Below are 16,401 nucleotides of genomic sequence, written 5' to 3' on the forward strand. Positions count from 1 at the left end.
GAGCGTAACCGCGAAGGCGTGTTTTTGCTTGCTGAGATCCGCACATCAAGCGCTTCGCGAGCAAGCTCGTTCTGACGTAGGAGCGAGCTTGCTCGCGAAGCGTCGGACTTAATGCGCGATAGGAGTCGTGCGCCGGGAGCGCACAAGGTCCATGCCCGCCAACACCAGCAACAGGCCCACCGCATACCACGCGTCATTGCCTAGCGCGACCATCACCAACGTGCAGAGCATCGCGCTGAACGCCGCTATCCAACGCCACAGGCCTTTGAGCAGCACCCAGCCGGCCGCCATGCTGAACAGGTAAATGAGCACGAAGTTGCCGTTGGCGTAGCGAATTAGCTGGTCCACCGACACGTCCAGCAGTGCGGTCAAACTGGCGCATACCGCGCAGCTGATCACCACCAACAACAGCGCGCGAGCCGGCACGCCGTGTTGATTCCGTTGCGCCAGCCGACGCGGCAGCTTGCCCTCATCGGCCAGGCTCCAGATCAGCCGCGCAAACCCTTGCACATAGACATTCATCGAAGCGAAGCAGGCCAGGTAGCCAATCAGCGCACTCAGCCAGCGCGCCTTGGCGCCGAACAGTTGGTCCAACATGCGCGGCAAGGAAGCGGCGTCGGTGGTCACATCGCCATACGCATGGAAGCTCAGCACCGCCAGCGAACAGGCCCAATACACCAGGCCCGCGAGCAGCACGCCCAGCAGCAGGACCAGGGGGAAATCGCGGTGCGGGTGTCTGAATTCTTCGCCCATATGAGTGAACGCTTCGATGCCCACGAAGCACCAGAACATCACCCCCAAGGCAGCCGGCATCAGGTGCCACGAACCGTTCAACTCAGGCAGCAGCGGTTGATTGGCGTGGGGCAAATCGCCGGCCCACCAGATCAGTGCGACCGTGGCGATAATCGCGACCGCAATAACGCCCTGCACCACGCCCGAGGCTTTCGCCGGGCGTTGCCCGAGCAGCAACATCGCGCCCAGCGTTGCCAACTGAATCGCCAGCGCCTCGCCGCGGCCCATGTCGAACAGTGCCTGGAAAAACCCGGTGGAAATGTTCAGCGCCGCGGGTAAGCCGACCGGCAGCGCCGCGAGAAACAACAGGGCACTGACGCGCTCGGAACGCGGCCCGAAGGCGCGACCAATTAAATGCGGGGCGCCGCCCGCGTGGGGAAAGTTTCGCCCTAGTTGCGCAAAGGTAAAGGCCACCGGCAATACCAAGGCAATCAGCAGCACCCACGCCCATAGCGAGGCGCCACCTGCCGCAGTGGCGGCCAACGCCGGCACCACGAAAATGCCCGTGCCGAGCAGTGAAGTACTCAGCAGGCCGATGCCCTGCAACAGGCTTAGTTCTTGGTTCAAGCGACTCATGGGGTATGCTCTGCGGTCCGTCGTTGCCCATGGTAAGCCGCGCGTAATTTCAGCGGTTTAGACAGACTGTCGGCATTGCCCGGCAAACTGGCGGAAGTCGCCGTCAACCTGCTTTCAGCGAGAAATTCCGTGGACAAATTCGATCAGCAGATCGTTGCCTTACTGCGTGCCGACGCCCGCCTGGCCGTGAGCCGGATCGCCCGCGAAGTCAACCTGTCGCGCTCCGCCGTAAGCGAGCGGGTGCGCCACCTGGAACAAACCGGCGTCATCCAGGGCTACCACGCCCGCATCGGCGAACCGCAGAGCGCGATCAAAGCATTTCTGGAACTGTTCTACGAAGGCGGCCCGTGCGAAAGCTACGTCGACCGCCTGCGCGCGTTCAGCGAAGTACGTCGCTGCAACGGCATCAGCGGCGAGACCGACATGCTGGTTTACATCGAAGCTCCGTCGATGCAGCGGCTGGCGGAAGTGCGTGGGGAAATCGAAAAATTCCCCGGCATGCGCAAGGTGAAAACCCATGTGGTGGTTAAGGCGTGGGAGTTTTAATGCTCGACGCAAGGATGTGAACGTGTGTCGAAGGCAAGCACCGCCCTTCGACACACCCCATCGGCTTAGTCGTTCACCAGTATTTTCGGGTTGGAATTGCCCCACACCGTGTACAAGTCAGCGAGCAGCGCATCGTTGATGTCTTCGGTTTCCGCCTGGGAAATCTCGGCTGATCCTTGCTTGCCGAACAGCACCACTTCGTCGCCGCTTTTCACCGAGGGCACGTCTGTCACATCCACCATCACGGTATTCATCGATACCTTGCCCACCACCGGCACCCGCTGCCCATTGATCAATACGATGCCCTTGTTGGTAAACGCGCGGCGATAGCCGTCCGAATACCCCACGGTGACATTGGCCAGTTTCGAATCGCGTTTGAGCGTGAAGGTGCGGTCATACCCAACGGTATTGCCCGCCGCGTAGTGATTCACCGACGCCACCCGACTTTTGAATTGCATCACCCGCTTGTACTCGGTGTGCGAGGGCACCGTATCGCCAAACAACAGTCCGCCCGTGCGCACCATGTCCAACCGCGACTCGGGCACTTCCAGCGTGGCGAAGGAATTGGCGACATGCAGCGTGACCGCCTTGCGATCCAGCTTCGCCTCCTTGATGACCCAAGCCGCTTGCTCATTGAAAACGTTCAGCCCCTTGCGTACATCGGCGGCATCCTCCACCGCGAAGTGCGTCATGATCGCCTTCACCTGCACGTTGGGCAGTTGGGTAATGGCGAGCGCGTCGAGCCGCCCTTGTTCGCTGTTCAAATCAAGCCCATTGCGGCTCATGCCGCCGGCATTTAGCGTCAGATGAACCACAAATTTTTTTCCCGCCTTAGCCGCCAGCGCGTTGGCTTGTTGAACAAAGGCCAAGTTGCCCGCGAGCTCTTCCATGCCGTACGGCAATGCGGCTTCCACCTCGCTCAATGAGGCGGCACGAACCCGCACCAGTTGCCCTTTGAAACCGCTGGCGCGGACAACGCGTGCTTCTTCGTTGCTGGCGATACCCACGCAAGGCACGCCCATTTTGATTACCGAAGGCATTAGCAAACCGATGCCGTGGCCGTAGGCGTCCGCCTTGAGGATGGCGCAAATTTGCGAGCGGTCGGCGAGTGCCAATTGCAACGTACGAATGTTGCGCTCGAAGGCGGCCTTGTTGATTTCAACCCAGGCATTGCTGGTTTGTTCAGACACCTGCGCAACGCCGTCGATCATGGTCAAAGGCGGCGCAGCAAAGCCTGTGGTCTGGATAAGTGCAGTGCTCAACGCAACGGCGAGCAGGGTTCGAGAGAAAAGCATGTGACAAAGTCTCCAGCGCTGCACGCACGGACCATCAAAGCCGTCAGCCGCGCCCGCGCGTCATGGAAAACCGATTGGTGGCCGACGCCGGAACTATGTGCTTCGAGACTGGCGAGCGATGGAAGACGGCATGATTTGTTGTGTCGGAAACAAGCGGCAGCGGCTAATGACACTTCAGGATTTAAGGCCATGTTCTCGCCGGAATCGGCGAGCGGCTTTAGACGGTGTAGGTTGCAAATGGCGTTGATGTAGCTCACGTCCTGAAGTGCCTGAAAGGCCTTGTAGCAGCGAGCCATATCGCCAGAATCGGGCTCCAGCCGCCGTCATGTTCTTCTGCTTCCTCCATCGAAACCGCCAGGGCTAGGCCGTCTTCGCCAGCCAGGATGGTTATGTCCGATCAGCCCCACGTCGCCTCGTCCACGCCATCGCCTGATAGTGGCCTTGCCTGCCTGATGATGCTCGCCCGCTACCACCAAGTGGCTGCAAGCGCCGAGCAACTGAGCCATGAATTCGTTGAAAGCGGCCAGGTCTTTACACGGGCTCAGCTACTAGCGGCGGCAAACAAACTTGGCCTGAAAGCCAAGGCCGTGCGCAGCCAGGTCGAGCGCATCGCACTTCTACCATTGCCTGCCATTGCTCAGGATGTGAGCGGCCAATTCTTCGTACTCGGGCGGCTGGACGGCGACACCGTGCTGCTTCAAACGGCACACAGCCAAGCCCCGGAACGCATGAGCCTTAAAGCATTCGCCGCGTACTGGAGCGGCGACCTTATTCTGCTGCGCTCGCAAGCGGGCTCGGCCAAAGAGATGTCCAAGTTCGACTTCACGTGGTTTATTCCGGCCATCGTCAAATACCGCAAATTGCTCGGCGAAGTGCTGTTGGTGTCGTTTGTGTTGCAGATTTTCGCGCTGCTAACGCCGCTGTTTTTCCAAGTGGTGATGGACAAGGTGTTGGTCCATCGCGGCTTCAGCACGCTGGACGTGATCGCCATGGGCCTGCTGGCAATCATGGTGTTCGAAACCGCATTAAGCGGCCTGCGTACCTATGTGTTTGCCCACACTGCCAGTCGTATCGACGTGGAACTGGGGGCGCGTCTGTTTCGCCATCTGGTCACGCTGCCACTGGGCTATTTCCAGGCGCGGCGCGTGGGCGACTCGGTAGCCCGAGTACGCGAGCTGGAAACCATCCGCAGTTTTCTCACCAGCAACAGCATCACCCTGGTGCTTGATGTGCTGTTTTCCGTGGTGTTCATCGCCGTGATGTTTTTCTACAGCGGTTGGCTGACCTTGGTGGTCGTGGTGTCGCTGCCGTTGTACTTCCTGATCTCGCTGCTGATCACCCCGGTGTTGCGCGCGCGGCTTAACGAAAGCTTCAACCGTGGCGCCGAGAACCAGGCCTTTCTGGTGGAAACCATCAACGGCATCGACACCTTGAAGTCGATGGCCGTCGAGCCGCAAATCACCCGCAAGTGGGACAACCAGCTCGCCGCCTACGTAGCCGCCAGCTTCAAAACCCAAACCCTGTCCACCCTTGCCAACGAAAGCGTCGGGCTGGTCGGCAAGCTGGTGACCGTCGCCACCCTGTGGCTGGGCGCTCGCTTGGTAATTGAAGGCGCACTGAGCGTTGGCCAATTGATCGCCTTTAACATGCTCGCCGGACGGGTTGCCCAACCGATCATGCGGTTGGCGCAGCTATGGACCAGCTTTCAACAAACCGGCGTTTCCGTGCAGCGACTGGGCGACATCCTTAATAGCCAAACCGAAATCAGCCAAACAGCCCGCAGCAGCCTGCCGCCGCTCAAAGGGCAGGTCGAATTCGACCAAGTGCATTTTCGCTATCGAGCCGACGGTTCCGAGGTGCTACGCGGCGTCAGCCTGAGCCTCAAACCTGGCGAAGTGATCGGCGTAGTAGGGCGTTCCGGCTCCGGCAAAAGCACGCTCACGCGCCTACTCCAACGCCTGTACACACCTGAGCGCGGCCGGGTGCTGGTCGACGGCATGGACCTGGCACTTGCCGACGTCAGCTCGCTGCGTCGGCAAATCGGCGTGGTGCTGCAAGACAACCTGCTGTTCGCCCGCAGCATCCGCGAAAACATCGCGCTCACCGACCCCGGCATTCCCATCGAAGCCGTGATTACGGCAGCACAAATGGCCGGCGCCCATGACTTCATTCTCGAACTGCCCGAAGGCTACGACACATTGGTCGGCGAGCATGGCGCCTCGTTGTCGGGCGGCCAGCGCCAGCGCATCGCCATCGCCCGCGCACTGATCGGCAACCCGCGCATTCTGATTCTCGACGAAGCCACCAGCGCCCTCGACTACGAGTCCGAGCGCATCGTGCAACAGAACATGCGGCGCATCTGCCAGGGCCGCACCGTGATCATCATCGCCCACCGCCTGAGCGCCGTTCGCGACGCCCACCGCATCGTGGTGATGGACCGTGGGCAGATCGTCGAACAAGGCAGCCATGCCGAGCTGCTCGCCCAGCCCGACGGCCATTACGCCCGTCTCCACAACCTTCAGCAGGGCTGAGCCATGAGCGCCAAAACCGACTTGCTCGACCGCTATCGCCACGTATGGCGTCACGCCTGGAGCCAGCGCAAAGCCATGCAAAGCCCCGCATACGAGCGCGACGAAACGCAATTTATGCCCGCCGCCCTGGCCCTGCAGGAACAACCCGTACACCCCGCGCCACGTTACGCGCAGTGGCTGATCATGAGCTTCGCCGTGTTGGCACTGTTGTGGGCCTGCTTTGGCAAAATCGACGTGGTGGCCAGCGCCAGCGGCAAAATTGTTCCCAATGGCAAAACCAAAGTCATTCAGCCGAGCGAGGCGGCTGTAGTCAGTGCCATTCATGTTTACGACGGCCAAACCGTAACGGCCGGCGAACTGCTGGTGGAACTCGACAGCCAGATCACCGCCGCCGACGTGCAACGCACCCGCAGCGACCTCAGCGCCGCCAAGGTCGACCACGCCCGCGCCAGCGCCTTGCTCGACGCCATCGCCCACGACCGGGCCCCTGCCTCGATGGCAGACCAGTTGCAGGACGTGGAAGTGGGCCAGGCAGCCGCTGCGCAGCGATGGGTTGAAGGCCAATACCAGGAACTGCGCAGCAGCCTCGACCAGGTGAGCGCAGCCATCGACCAACAAACTGCAGGTATCCACGCCGCCCAAGCCAGCGTTGCGTCCTTGCGCGAAACCCTGCCCATCGCCCGACAGCTCGCCACCGACTATAGAAACCTGCGCGACAAAGGCATTCTCGGCAAACACGCCTGGCTGGAAAAAGAACACACCCGCCTTGGCCAGGAACGCGAACTGGTCGTTCAGCAAGCTCGCGTCACCGAACTGCAAGCCGCCAGGAAAGAAGCCCAACAACGCCGCGAAAGCGTACTGGCGCAAACCCGTCGCGCCATGCTCGACCTGCAACAGGAAGCCGCGCAGAAAATCGCCGCGTTAACCCAGGAACTGAAAAAAGCCCAACAACGCGACCGCCTCACCCACCTCACCGCACCGGTAGCCGGCACCGTGCAACAACTCGCCATCCACACCCACGGCGGCGTCGTCACCCAGGCCCAGCCGCTGATGATCATCGTGCCCAGCGACCAGCCCGTTGAAGTTGAAGCCATGGTCGAAAACAAAGACATCGGCTTCGTCACCCCAGGCCAGGACGTTGAAGTAAAAGTAGAAACCTTCAACTTCACCAAATACGGCGTCATACCCGGCACCGTCATCTCCCTCTCCAACGACGCCATCGACGACGAGAAACGCGGGTTGGTTTACAGCGCGCGTATCCAGCTCAAAGAAAAGACAATTCAGGTAGACGGCAGAACGGTGGTGCTATCGCCGGGCATGGCTGTTACGGCCGAGATTAAGACCAATAAGAGGCGGGTGATTGATTACTTCCTGAGTCCGTTGAAGGCGTATGCGAGTGAGAGTTTGAGGGAGCGGTAGAAATCGATATTCAAAACTGTTGGGTGGGCTATGGCATTGTTTGAGCCAATCAAGAAACGGCTAAATAACTCGCTTATGGTTGCGAGTGTAGCTGTCGGATTGATCCTAGGGGTACTCATAAATATGGGTGTTCCCATGACCTTTGAGCGAGCGAGTAGTTTCGAAGGGATACTAAAGGGTTATTTGTTGGGTCTGCTGTTGATTGGGACTTATATGCATGAGCAAAATAATCGCGCCATTGAGCTGATTGGCGCGGTTTTGATGGTGTTAGGAATAGTGAGCGGCAGCTGCATCTTAACAGCGTTTTGGTGAGGAGTTATTTTTCGCCGGGGTAAGTATGGTCAGGTTCTGTTCAAGCTGTATTTTGTTGGTGTTCATAGCTTTTATATCCGCACTTTGAGCAGTTGCAACCGCCGATAGATTAGGTTGGGCGATTGATTTGGCCGGCGGAGAGTCGGCGCTTGTACAGAGTATCTACGCTACGTTAAGCAAAAGCGAAAATATCTACCTGATGTCGCTAAAGCTTAGACCGAGCAAGCATGACTACGTAGAAATAAAACGTATGGGTGGCTGCGGAGGCTTTAAGACGGAGGGCGAATGTGAAACCGTTTTACTAGCTATGATAAATGCAGCCTCAATTAGTGGAGGGGATGCAAGCTCAATATATAAGACGCTGGAGATATTTTCTTCTGAATCAGATCTGGATTATTCGACTTGCCAAGCGAAGCTTGAGCTTGCTTACCTAATTACTGCTGTGCAGGAGATCTTGAGGAAGCCAGCAAACAAAGCGGAACTAGCAGCTTATGCGATTGAAAAAATTAAAAAGGAGGGCGGGATTCGGATTTCACTCAAAGTCGCAGCGTGCGAGCAATATTTTTTTGATAATCCACACATGGCGAAAGCGTACCTAGGCTATCTTGCCTTTTTGGTTGGTGTAGCGGAGGGGCCAACTTCACTGGGTTGGATTTATCTTGTAAATCGATACGGGTCGGCGAAACTTATAAAGTAACAAGGGCGGGTCACTTGTGAAGCAAGCGAATATTGAGCGTTTCAATAAATCGTCCGTTTTTTGCGGGTCGTGCAGAGCACCTCGCGGCCGCCTTCTGCCCGTATCTCGCTTTCAATGCAATTAGCTCATCGCTATTAGCTTTCGGGCGAACACTGGCTTGGAGTGCCGGATCGCTTTTGTCCATGTCGTATTGGCGCACTTATAGAGCGGTTTAAGGAAGCGCCTAATCCGCGAGTGACGAAGGCAGCTGGCTTCCTCGACTGATTTGGAGGACGGACAGCCTCGCGCTTGAAGTTCCCTGTTAATCGATTATTTGTTCATCAAAACCTTCTGGTCGCACTTTTTATGATCGCTTAAACGTGGTGCGCCCCTTATTTTCGATTCTTTTATTGTCGGCTTCCCAGAAAAAGGGCTTTGATGTCTTGGTTAATTATTTAAATTAAGTAGGAAGATTCATAAGGCCATAAATCGTTATTGCGCTCTGCAGGAGATTGAAGCAGCTTAATTTGTACTCAGGGGCGCGCAGGATTTGATATTGAGGCGGGTTTTTCATAAAGGCTTGCTGTCGGTTTTACGCAGGATATTTGGATGTTGCTACTGCTTCCCTAGGTTAAGATTATACCGTGCTTGGACGTCTTGTTTCGCTACTTTGCTGGCAGCTTAGGCGACAAGCGCTTAACTAAAACACTTGGGAGATTTAATGTTGCCAATGCTGAAATTCCCAGTTTTTTTAAAGATTTACGTATTAATGATCTGCTGCGTCATCACCGTGGGCATCGCTAGCGCCACTATAGCTTCTCAAACTAAAGCTGTTTCGAAGAGGTACTTTTCCTCGGATGATAATCCCGCAAAGAATTTTTTCCCTTTGCTCGACAATCTTCGATCGATAGAAACCGATCAAGGTTCAAAAGCAGAGCGAGACGTTGCTTTTGCTGTCGCCTCGAAGAAGCTGCAGCAGATAAATGTAATTGGCTTTTGTATTAGTGCGGTACTGCAGTTGCTGCTTGTTTTAATTTATACATTTTTATTGAAGAAGCTGATGATTCGGAATAACTCAAAATGAGCAGGAAGGAAGAAGTAATTAAAGGTATATTAGAGAGCGCGCAACAAAAAGCAGATTTTGAAATGGAGGTGATGTATGAGATTGATCGTAGATTATTTAATCTTAACTGGCGGAGATAGAGGTCTTCCCAGCGGGTGAGATGTGCATATTATTTGTGGCTTCCTATATGGCAACCAAGCCGCTCAGGTTTTTGTTGGTTGTCGCAAAATTTAAAATTAAAGGGAAAAGATATCATCGGTAATAGCGCTACGGCGCTGGTGATAATTAAGAGCGCTGACCGCCAACAGGCTGCTGTGGATGCTTACAAAGCGATTAAAACTGATCGTGCTTTGGATCTTGCGCAGGCGGTCGTGCGATTCCATCGATGGGGGGCCGTGGGCGCGTTGTCAAAGAAGTCATTTGGGACGCTTCGTAAGAATTCCAAGATTGATCGCGTTTTCGGTTCTAGGTCAGGTTGGTAATTAGCTTCATCTATCTCCTTTCTCCGTCAGCTTATTTCCCGTACGTATAAATTATTTATCTCGTGTAGGAAGGCTCTTAAGATGCAAAAATCATATTGAAATCTCCGCCCGAGAGGAGCAGTTTTATATGTATTGATCGACTAGGTTTCGGTGCCGGGATGAAGAGTCTAGGTAGACTTTTATTTATTATCGTTGTGTTGGTTACCTTTCTTCGTCGCATGGCTTCGAGGGGGGATTGTCAGTACACGATGGGCGATCAAAATAGTTGGGGACGATGCAGTATTAGCCGATTCTGAAAAAGTTGCTCCGATACACGTCGATTTTATGACCTCTCTGCGGATTCGGCAGGGTAGCGACATGCAGCTACGTATTCTTTCCGGGGGTCCGTGCTTGGATTTAACAGTGGCGTGTAGAGATCACAATCTAGCGATTGCGAATGTTATCGCTATATCGGGTCGGGATTTCAAGGCTGCTAAGGATCTCTTGCATGTTTACAGTTTTGAAGACTCAGGTGGTTGTCAAATAAAATGGGAAATCGCGCAGCTGGTATATCACACATCTTATTTGGCAGCTCATCCCGGACGCGCAGGTGGCAGATGACTTGTTGGAAAGGATAAAGGCAAATGGTGGAATTAATTATTCGATCGTAAGCGAGGAATGTCGAAGCGTTACCGAAGCGTACCCGTATTTGTAAAAGGTATATCTTTTATATCTTTTATATCTTTCTATTCTTATGAGTATGAGTGACTTCTCCCCGGAGTCAGGTTGGTTGTATTTGCTTTATAGATCTGGTTGCGCAACCAATACTCGCAGAGAATAGTACTAGATGGCTATAAACAGATCGGATCAGTCCAGCTCGGTTGTCTCGGGTAAAGGAGGCGGCGTATGAGATGGTTTATATTTCCTGGAAAGTTAGATGTTTCGGTTTTAATAATATTGTTTCTCTTGCTTAACGGTAGGGAAAAAGAGCTTTTAGTGTTTTTTGTTTCAAGTTTCGCGATTGTCAGGGTTTTTCTTGCCGCTTTTTTAGATGTTCAATTTTATAGCATTTCAACGAAAAGATTTTGCTTGGAGCTGTTACTGCTTCTGTTGTCGGCTTTTTTTCTTTGGATATATCGCGAACGCATAACGGACTTCCAGTTGATTTTTTGCATATATCTCGCTGTTTCTATTTGCCTTGAGGTTATTTTGGGGCTTTCAAAGGCGTTACTAACCAAGTTAAGGAAAGATTATGAGTAGCTTAGAGCGATTAGGCACTGCTGCGATCGAGGCATTTGAATTGCAGGATTCTATCGAATCAGTATATGAGGCCATGACTGACTACGCTGAAGATGGTAACGCTGAAAACACGGCTAAGTTGATCGCGGTTTTGAGTACGCAGCTAGCAGGACAATTGGTTGTCTATTACATCGATAAATTGATTCCAGAGAAAGGCGAGAAATTTCTGTGGGAAACGCTTAAGGGGCAGTTCGACAATCCACGGTCGATGGAGGATGAAAGGGGTAAAACTCGTTTTGTAAAATCATTTTTAGGGGCGATGATTGGCAAATATATCGAAAAGCAAGTAGAAGTCGCCGGTCACTCAGTATTCTTGCAAGATCATCTTTTTCAGCACATATTTCCTTACTACGACGCAGCGGTGGAAGGGGCTGGTAGTTTACTGGATTGGTGGGATCCACTTGGGGTCAACAATGCCGTCGATAACTTGCTCGCGCCGACGACCATCAAGTCCTATGACGATATCGCAAACTCTCAGTATCATGCCGAAAGACTATTAAATCAGGGCGTAATAACCGGGAAATTCTACAACGACTTCACCAAATGGTCCTCCAACGCTCTTTTGAACAACGCCAACAACCTCTTCGGCGCCCTAACTCCGACCTACAACTTCGACCTATCCGGCCTGGGTTCAACCCCCATCGGCGCCTTCTACGACTCCCGCTCCGAAATAAACGACACCGCCGCCTCCATCGCCAACAAAACCCTAACGCTTTTCGATAGCAACGGCCGCGGCCTCACAGCGGCCCAACTCCAAACCCGCGACGCCAATAAAGACGGCGAACTCTCAGGCAATGAGCTAAATGGCCTCACCTTGTGGGCGGACATAAACGAGAACGGGCAGATCGACGCGGACGAAATGAGAACCCTCGCCCAGCGCGGTGTGGGGAATATCCGTGCGGCGGATTATGAGTTTTTTACGCAGGGCAACAGTCAGTTCGGGGGAATCGCAACGCCGCCGCCTCGGCCATCTGAAACCGCGCAGGTGCCCGGCTATCTCGACGCAACTCGTGGTTCGGTTCCTGCCAGCAACTTCGCTGCATTGCGCAAGGCGGACGAATGGTTTTCGACGGTAGAGGGCCTGTTTTTCTGGAAGCCCGATCAGGTGAAGGTGAATTACAACAACCAGAACTATTTGATCGGTACCGATGGCGATGATTCGTTCAATGCGCAGTACTACGCGTCGAGCTATCGCTATATCAATATCAATTTGCTCACTCATTTTCTTGGCGGTGGCGGCAACGACAGCGTGGGCGGAAGTGCGCGTAACGATTCGATCTGGGGCGGTACGGGCAACGACAATTTGTGGGGCTACGGTGGGCACGACACGCTCTATGGCGAAGAGGGCAACGACCAACTTTCGGGTGATGAGGGTAACGATTATCTCGACGGCGGCAGCGGTGATGACTACCTGTTTGGCGGCACCGGCGCGGATATCGTGGTCGGCGGCTACGGCGCTGACTATCTGTACGGCGAGGCCGATAACGACTTGCTCTACGGCCAAGCGGGCGCGGACTTACTGGTTGGTGGAGCGGGTGACGACTTCCTGGATGGAGGCGCTGACGACGATCAGCTCTACGGCGACGCAGGCGCGGACACGCTATTCGGCGGTTATGGCGCAGACCAGCTGCAAGGCGGCGATGGCAATGATCTGTTGCTGGGCGAGGCTGGCAATGATCGGCTGTTCGGTCAGGTCGGCAACGATACCCTGTGGGGCGGCGCCGGCGACGATTTGCTGATGGGCTTCACCGCCAGCAATGAAGCCAAGCAGACGCTGTTCTTTGGTGAGACGGATAACGACACGCTGTATGGCGGCGCCGGGAATGACAGCCTGTACGGTGGGCTGGGGGACGATGTGCTGGATGGCGGCGCTGACGACGACTTTCTTGCCGGCGACGAGGGCCATGACCGCTTGTTTGGCGGGGCTGGCGCCGATGAGCTTCACGGCAATGCGGGCAACGACCTGTTAATGGGTGAGGCGGGTGACGATCGCTTGTTCGGCCACGTGGGTAACGATGTGCTCTGGGGCGGCGATGGCGATGACATCCTGGTGGGCTTTACCCCAACCAACGACGCCAAGCAGACCTTGCGTCCCGGCGAAACTGATGACGACATCATCTACGGCGGCAACGGCAACGATTACGCCCTTGGCGGCCTGGGCAACGACACACTGTATGGCGAGGCCGGCAACGACGATCTGGAAGGCGGGGCAGGCAATGATTTCCTGTATGGCGGTGAGGGCAACGATCGCCTGTTCGGTCAGGTGGGCAACGATGTGCTGTATGGCGGTGACGGCGACGACATTCTGATCGGTTTCACGGCGAGCAATGAAGCCAAGCAAACCCTGAGCTTCGGCGAAACCGATGATGATTTCCTGTACGGCGGGGCTGGCAATGACCGCTTGCTCGGCGGACTGGGCAACGATTACCTCGACGGCGGCGCGGGCGCAGACGAGATGGAAGGTGGTAAGGGCGATGACACCTATGTGGTGAACAGCGTTAACGATTCCATCCTCGAATTCAAAGGCGAAGGCTACGACCGGGTAATCAGCAGCACGACCTACCTGCTCAACGCGAATGTTGAAGAGCTGCGGTTGCTCGAAGGTTTCGATATTCATGGCACCGGCAACGCGCTGGACAACCTGTTGATCGGCAATAGCAGCGATAACATTCTTGATGGCGTAACCGGCGCGGACCGCATGATCGGTGGCGCAGGCAACGATACGTACTTTGTCGATAACGTTGGTGACCAAACCGTCGAGTTGACGAACGAAGGCATCGACACCGTGCAGGCCAGCATCAGCCACACCCTGGCAGACAATGTCGAAAACATCATTCTGCTGGACTTCTCCAAGGCCGAGCGCGGCAGCATCGATGGCCAACCCAGCCTGGTGTATGGCTTCCCCAAAGCCAACGAGCTCGACTATATGCAAGGCGACGCGGAGCCGACCTTCCGTGGCACCTGCGCCTTGACCTCGATTGCCAATCTGCTCAGCCAAGCGGACCGCCCCACCACTGAGGGCGACGTGTTGCGCGTGGCCATCGATAACAAATGGGCGGTGCAAGATCCCACGCTCTCGCCATTTCAGCGCGGCGGCTCCAACTATGTTCAGCAGCAGGCGATTCTCAATAGCTACGGCATCCGCAATGACTTGATCGTGGGCTACAACGAAGCCGGCACGGCCAATCTGTTGCGCAGCGGCCGCGGCGTGCTGCAAGCGGTAAACGCCGGTGCGCTGTGGGATGACCCGGCCTATGACGACAACGGCGCCATCAACCACATGGTCACGCTGACCGGCGTGGCGTACAGCGAAACCACGGGCCAATTGCTGGGCTTTTACATTGCCGACTCAGGCCGCGAAAAAGTTAGCGACATGACCCGCTTTGTCGGTGTGGAACAGTTTCGCCGGGCGGCCAACGTTGCCGGTGGCTACGCGATTTACACCCTTGAACCGCTGAAGTTGTGGGACGAAGACATCAACGCAACCGGCAACTCGCAGGACAATTTGCTGGTGGGTAATCGCGGCGACAACGTACTCAGCGGCGGCGCGGGCAATGACACCCTTGAGGGCCAGGCCGGTAACGACACGCTTGATGGCGGGCTGGGCGCAGACGCCATGAGCGGCGGCAGCGGCAATGACCGTTACATCGTCGATAACATCGGCGACCGCGTCACCGAATTGGCCGGCGAAGGCCTGGACCAGGTCGACAGCAGCATCACTTACACCCTTGGCGCCCATGTGGAAAATCTCACCCTCACCGGTAGCGCTGCCATCAACGGCACCGGTAATGCGCTGGCCAACACGCTGCGCGGCAATGCCGGCAACAACGTGCTGAACGGCGGTGCTGGCAATGACCTGATGGTTGGTGGGGCAGGCGATGACCGTTATATCGTCGACTCGGTAGATGACCGCGTAGTCGAGTTGGCAGGCGAAGGCATGGATCGGGTCGACACTTACGTCGACTTCACGCTTAGCGATAACGTTGAAAGCCTGACCTTGACCGGCACACGGGCAATCAATGGCACCGGCAATAATCAGCAGAACTGGATCAGCGGCAACGCGGCCGCCAACGTGCTTGACGGCAAAGGCGGCACCGACATTCTTACCGGCGGTGCGGGTGGCGATACGTATATCTTCGGACGTGGCTACGGGCACGACACCATTATCGAAAACGACAGCGATGTCAGCAGCCTTGACCGGGTGCAATTTTTGGACGAAATCAGCCTGGATCAGCTCTGGTTCAAGCGCTACGCCAACAGCCTGGATATCACCATTCTCGGCACTGGCGACAAGCTCACCATCCGCGATTGGTATGTCGACGAAAGCCGGCAGGTCGAGGAGTTTTCCACCGCTAATGGCGATGCGTTAACGGCCGCGAAGGTCAATCGCCTGGTGGAGGCCATGGCCGCTTTTGCACCACCGGGTTCCGCCAGCAGCAACCTGCCGCCTAACTACCAAGCGGCACTGGAACCGGTGCTGGCGTCAAGCTGGGGCTAACCACCTCGGCGGCAGCCACTGAGCGGCATTGCGATTGCCGTGTCGAGCAGGTGCCCTGTAAGAGCCAGCTTGCTGGCGAACCCTGGAAACGACATTCACCAATGAAGTTCGCAGGGTTCGCCAGCAAGCTGGCTCCTACGGCATCCGCGTTTTGCTTTACACCAACACGCTCTTCGGCGGCTCCCGGCGCAGGCGTTCGACCAGCGCTGGCAGTTCATCCATGTGTTTAATCAGGTGCTCGACGCCTAGCTCGCGCAGGGTTTCGCCGTGTTCCGGTGGAATATGGCTGGCGCCGAGAAAGCCGATCACGCGCATGCCGGCGGTCAGCGCGGCGGTGACGCCGGTGCTGCTGTCTTCCACTACCAGGCAGCGCTCGGGCGGTACGCCGTTGGTTTTCGCGGCGAACAGGTACACGTCTGGTGCGGGTTTGGGCCGGGGTACTTGTTCGGCGGCGAAGATGCCGCTGTCGACGCGTTCGGTAAGTTCGCAGCGATGTAGGGAACGAACGATGCCGTCGAGGTTGCTGTTGGAGGCCACGGCCAACGGCAGGTCGATGCTCAAGTAGGCGTCGCGCGCGCCGGGAATGGGTTGCGCCAGTTCGTGAATGCGCGAGGCGGTGCCGTGTTGCAGCTCGCGGATAAAACTGGCGGGCAATTCGATGCCGAAGTGCGCTTGCACGCGCGCCAGAATATCGCGCCCTTGCAGGCCGAACGTGCCATGCAGCACCACATCCAATTCGTGGCGCGGAACCAGGGTGGCCAAGGCATCGCGCAGTATGCGTTCGGCGACGATTTCGCTGTCGATCAGTACGCCATCGCAATCGCTGATCAACAAGTCGATGTAGCTGGCTGTGGTCATGGGAATCAAGCTCCATAGCGCTGCGACGACAGCGCGGTGTGATTTGCCAAGGGGGGCGCTTTGATTCAAGGTTGG

Annotated in this window: 9 protein-coding genes; 6 read left to right on the forward strand and 3 right to left on the reverse strand. The window is 56.1% G+C overall.

Going from position 1 to position 16,401, the window contains the following annotated elements; genetic code table 11:
- Positions 1 to 108: 108 nt before the first annotated feature.
- On the reverse strand, positions 109 to 1,368 hold the full coding sequence (gene yjeH / locus ACZZ0Q_RS04775) for an L-methionine/branched-chain amino acid transporter (protein ID WP_463560331.1): 1,260 nt from the start codon (positions 1,366 to 1,368) through the stop codon (positions 109 to 111).
- Positions 1,369 to 1,497: 129 nt separating this feature from the next.
- On the opposite strand from yjeH, the gene ACZZ0Q_RS04780 reads away from it, so the two are divergent.
- The gene (locus ACZZ0Q_RS04780) at positions 1,498 to 1,914 is read left to right on the forward strand and encodes an Lrp/AsnC family transcriptional regulator (RefSeq protein ID WP_463539910.1); all 417 of its coding nucleotides are present in this window, start codon (positions 1,498 to 1,500) and stop codon (positions 1,912 to 1,914) included.
- Positions 1,915 to 1,979: 65 nt separating this feature from the next.
- Here the strand turns inward: ACZZ0Q_RS04780 and alr are convergent, their stop codons facing one another.
- The gene (gene alr / locus ACZZ0Q_RS04785; RefSeq protein ID WP_463560333.1) at positions 1,980 to 3,209 is read right to left on the reverse strand and encodes an alanine racemase; all 1,230 of its coding nucleotides are present in this window, start codon (positions 3,207 to 3,209) and stop codon (positions 1,980 to 1,982) included.
- Positions 3,210 to 3,598: 389 nt separating this feature from the next.
- Between alr and ACZZ0Q_RS04790 the strand changes: the two genes are divergently transcribed.
- The 5 genes from ACZZ0Q_RS04790 (at position 3,599) to ACZZ0Q_RS04810 (ending at position 15,468) form a co-directional block, all read left to right on the forward strand.
- Complete coding sequence (locus tag ACZZ0Q_RS04790) at positions 3,599 to 5,740, forward strand: type I secretion system permease/ATPase (RefSeq protein ID WP_463539909.1); 2,142 nt, start codon at positions 3,599 to 3,601, stop codon at positions 5,738 to 5,740.
- Positions 5,741 to 5,743: 3 nt separating this feature from the next.
- Entirely contained in the window at positions 5,744 to 7,159 is a 1,416-nt protein-coding gene (locus ACZZ0Q_RS04795; protein WP_463539908.1) for an HlyD family type I secretion periplasmic adaptor subunit, read from the forward strand.
- A gap of 511 nt (positions 7,160 to 7,670) precedes the next feature.
- Positions 7,671 to 8,168 (forward strand): hypothetical protein, encoded by a 498-nt coding sequence (locus tag ACZZ0Q_RS04800; protein ID WP_463560335.1) that lies wholly within the window; start codon positions 7,671 to 7,673, stop codon positions 8,166 to 8,168.
- Between the two features lie 700 nt (positions 8,169 to 8,868).
- Positions 8,869 to 9,231, forward strand: a complete 363-nt coding sequence (locus tag ACZZ0Q_RS04805; RefSeq protein ID WP_463560336.1) for a hypothetical protein — start codon at positions 8,869 to 8,871, stop codon at positions 9,229 to 9,231.
- A 2,301-nt stretch (positions 9,232 to 11,532) separates the two neighbouring features.
- A complete protein-coding gene (locus ACZZ0Q_RS04810) occupies positions 11,533 to 15,468 on the forward strand; it encodes a calcium-binding protein (protein ID WP_463539906.1) in 3,936 nt (1,311 codons plus the stop codon).
- Between the two features lie 156 nt (positions 15,469 to 15,624).
- Here the strand turns inward: ACZZ0Q_RS04810 and ACZZ0Q_RS04815 are convergent, their stop codons facing one another.
- Complete coding sequence (locus ACZZ0Q_RS04815) at positions 15,625 to 16,326, reverse strand: HAD family hydrolase (protein WP_463539905.1); 702 nt, start codon at positions 16,324 to 16,326, stop codon at positions 15,625 to 15,627.
- Positions 16,327 to 16,401 lie beyond the last annotated feature (75 nt).

The sequence above is a fragment of the Pseudomonas sp. AC070 genome (assembly GCF_979258635.1).

Excerpts from the sequence above, each read along its gene's own strand:
- ACZZ0Q_RS04800 (WP_463560335.1), top strand. The coding sequence starts at position 7,671 with ATGTCGCTAAAGCTTAGACCGAGCAAGCATGACTACGTAGAAATAAAA.
- ACZZ0Q_RS04815 (WP_463539905.1), bottom strand. The coding sequence starts at position 16,326 with ATGACCACAGCCAGCTACATCGACTTGTTGATCAGCGATTGCGATGGC.
- ACZZ0Q_RS04805 (WP_463560336.1), top strand. The coding sequence starts at position 8,869 with ATGTTGCCAATGCTGAAATTCCCAGTTTTTTTAAAGATTTACGTATTA.
- ACZZ0Q_RS04790 (WP_463539909.1), top strand. The coding sequence starts at position 3,599 with ATGTCCGATCAGCCCCACGTCGCCTCGTCCACGCCATCGCCTGATAGT.
- ACZZ0Q_RS04795 (WP_463539908.1), top strand. The coding sequence starts at position 5,744 with ATGAGCGCCAAAACCGACTTGCTCGACCGCTATCGCCACGTATGGCGT.
- yjeH (WP_463560331.1), bottom strand. The coding sequence starts at position 1,368 with ATGAGTCGCTTGAACCAAGAACTAAGCCTGTTGCAGGGCATCGGCCTG.
- alr (WP_463560333.1), bottom strand. The coding sequence starts at position 3,209 with ATGCTTTTCTCTCGAACCCTGCTCGCCGTTGCGTTGAGCACTGCACTT.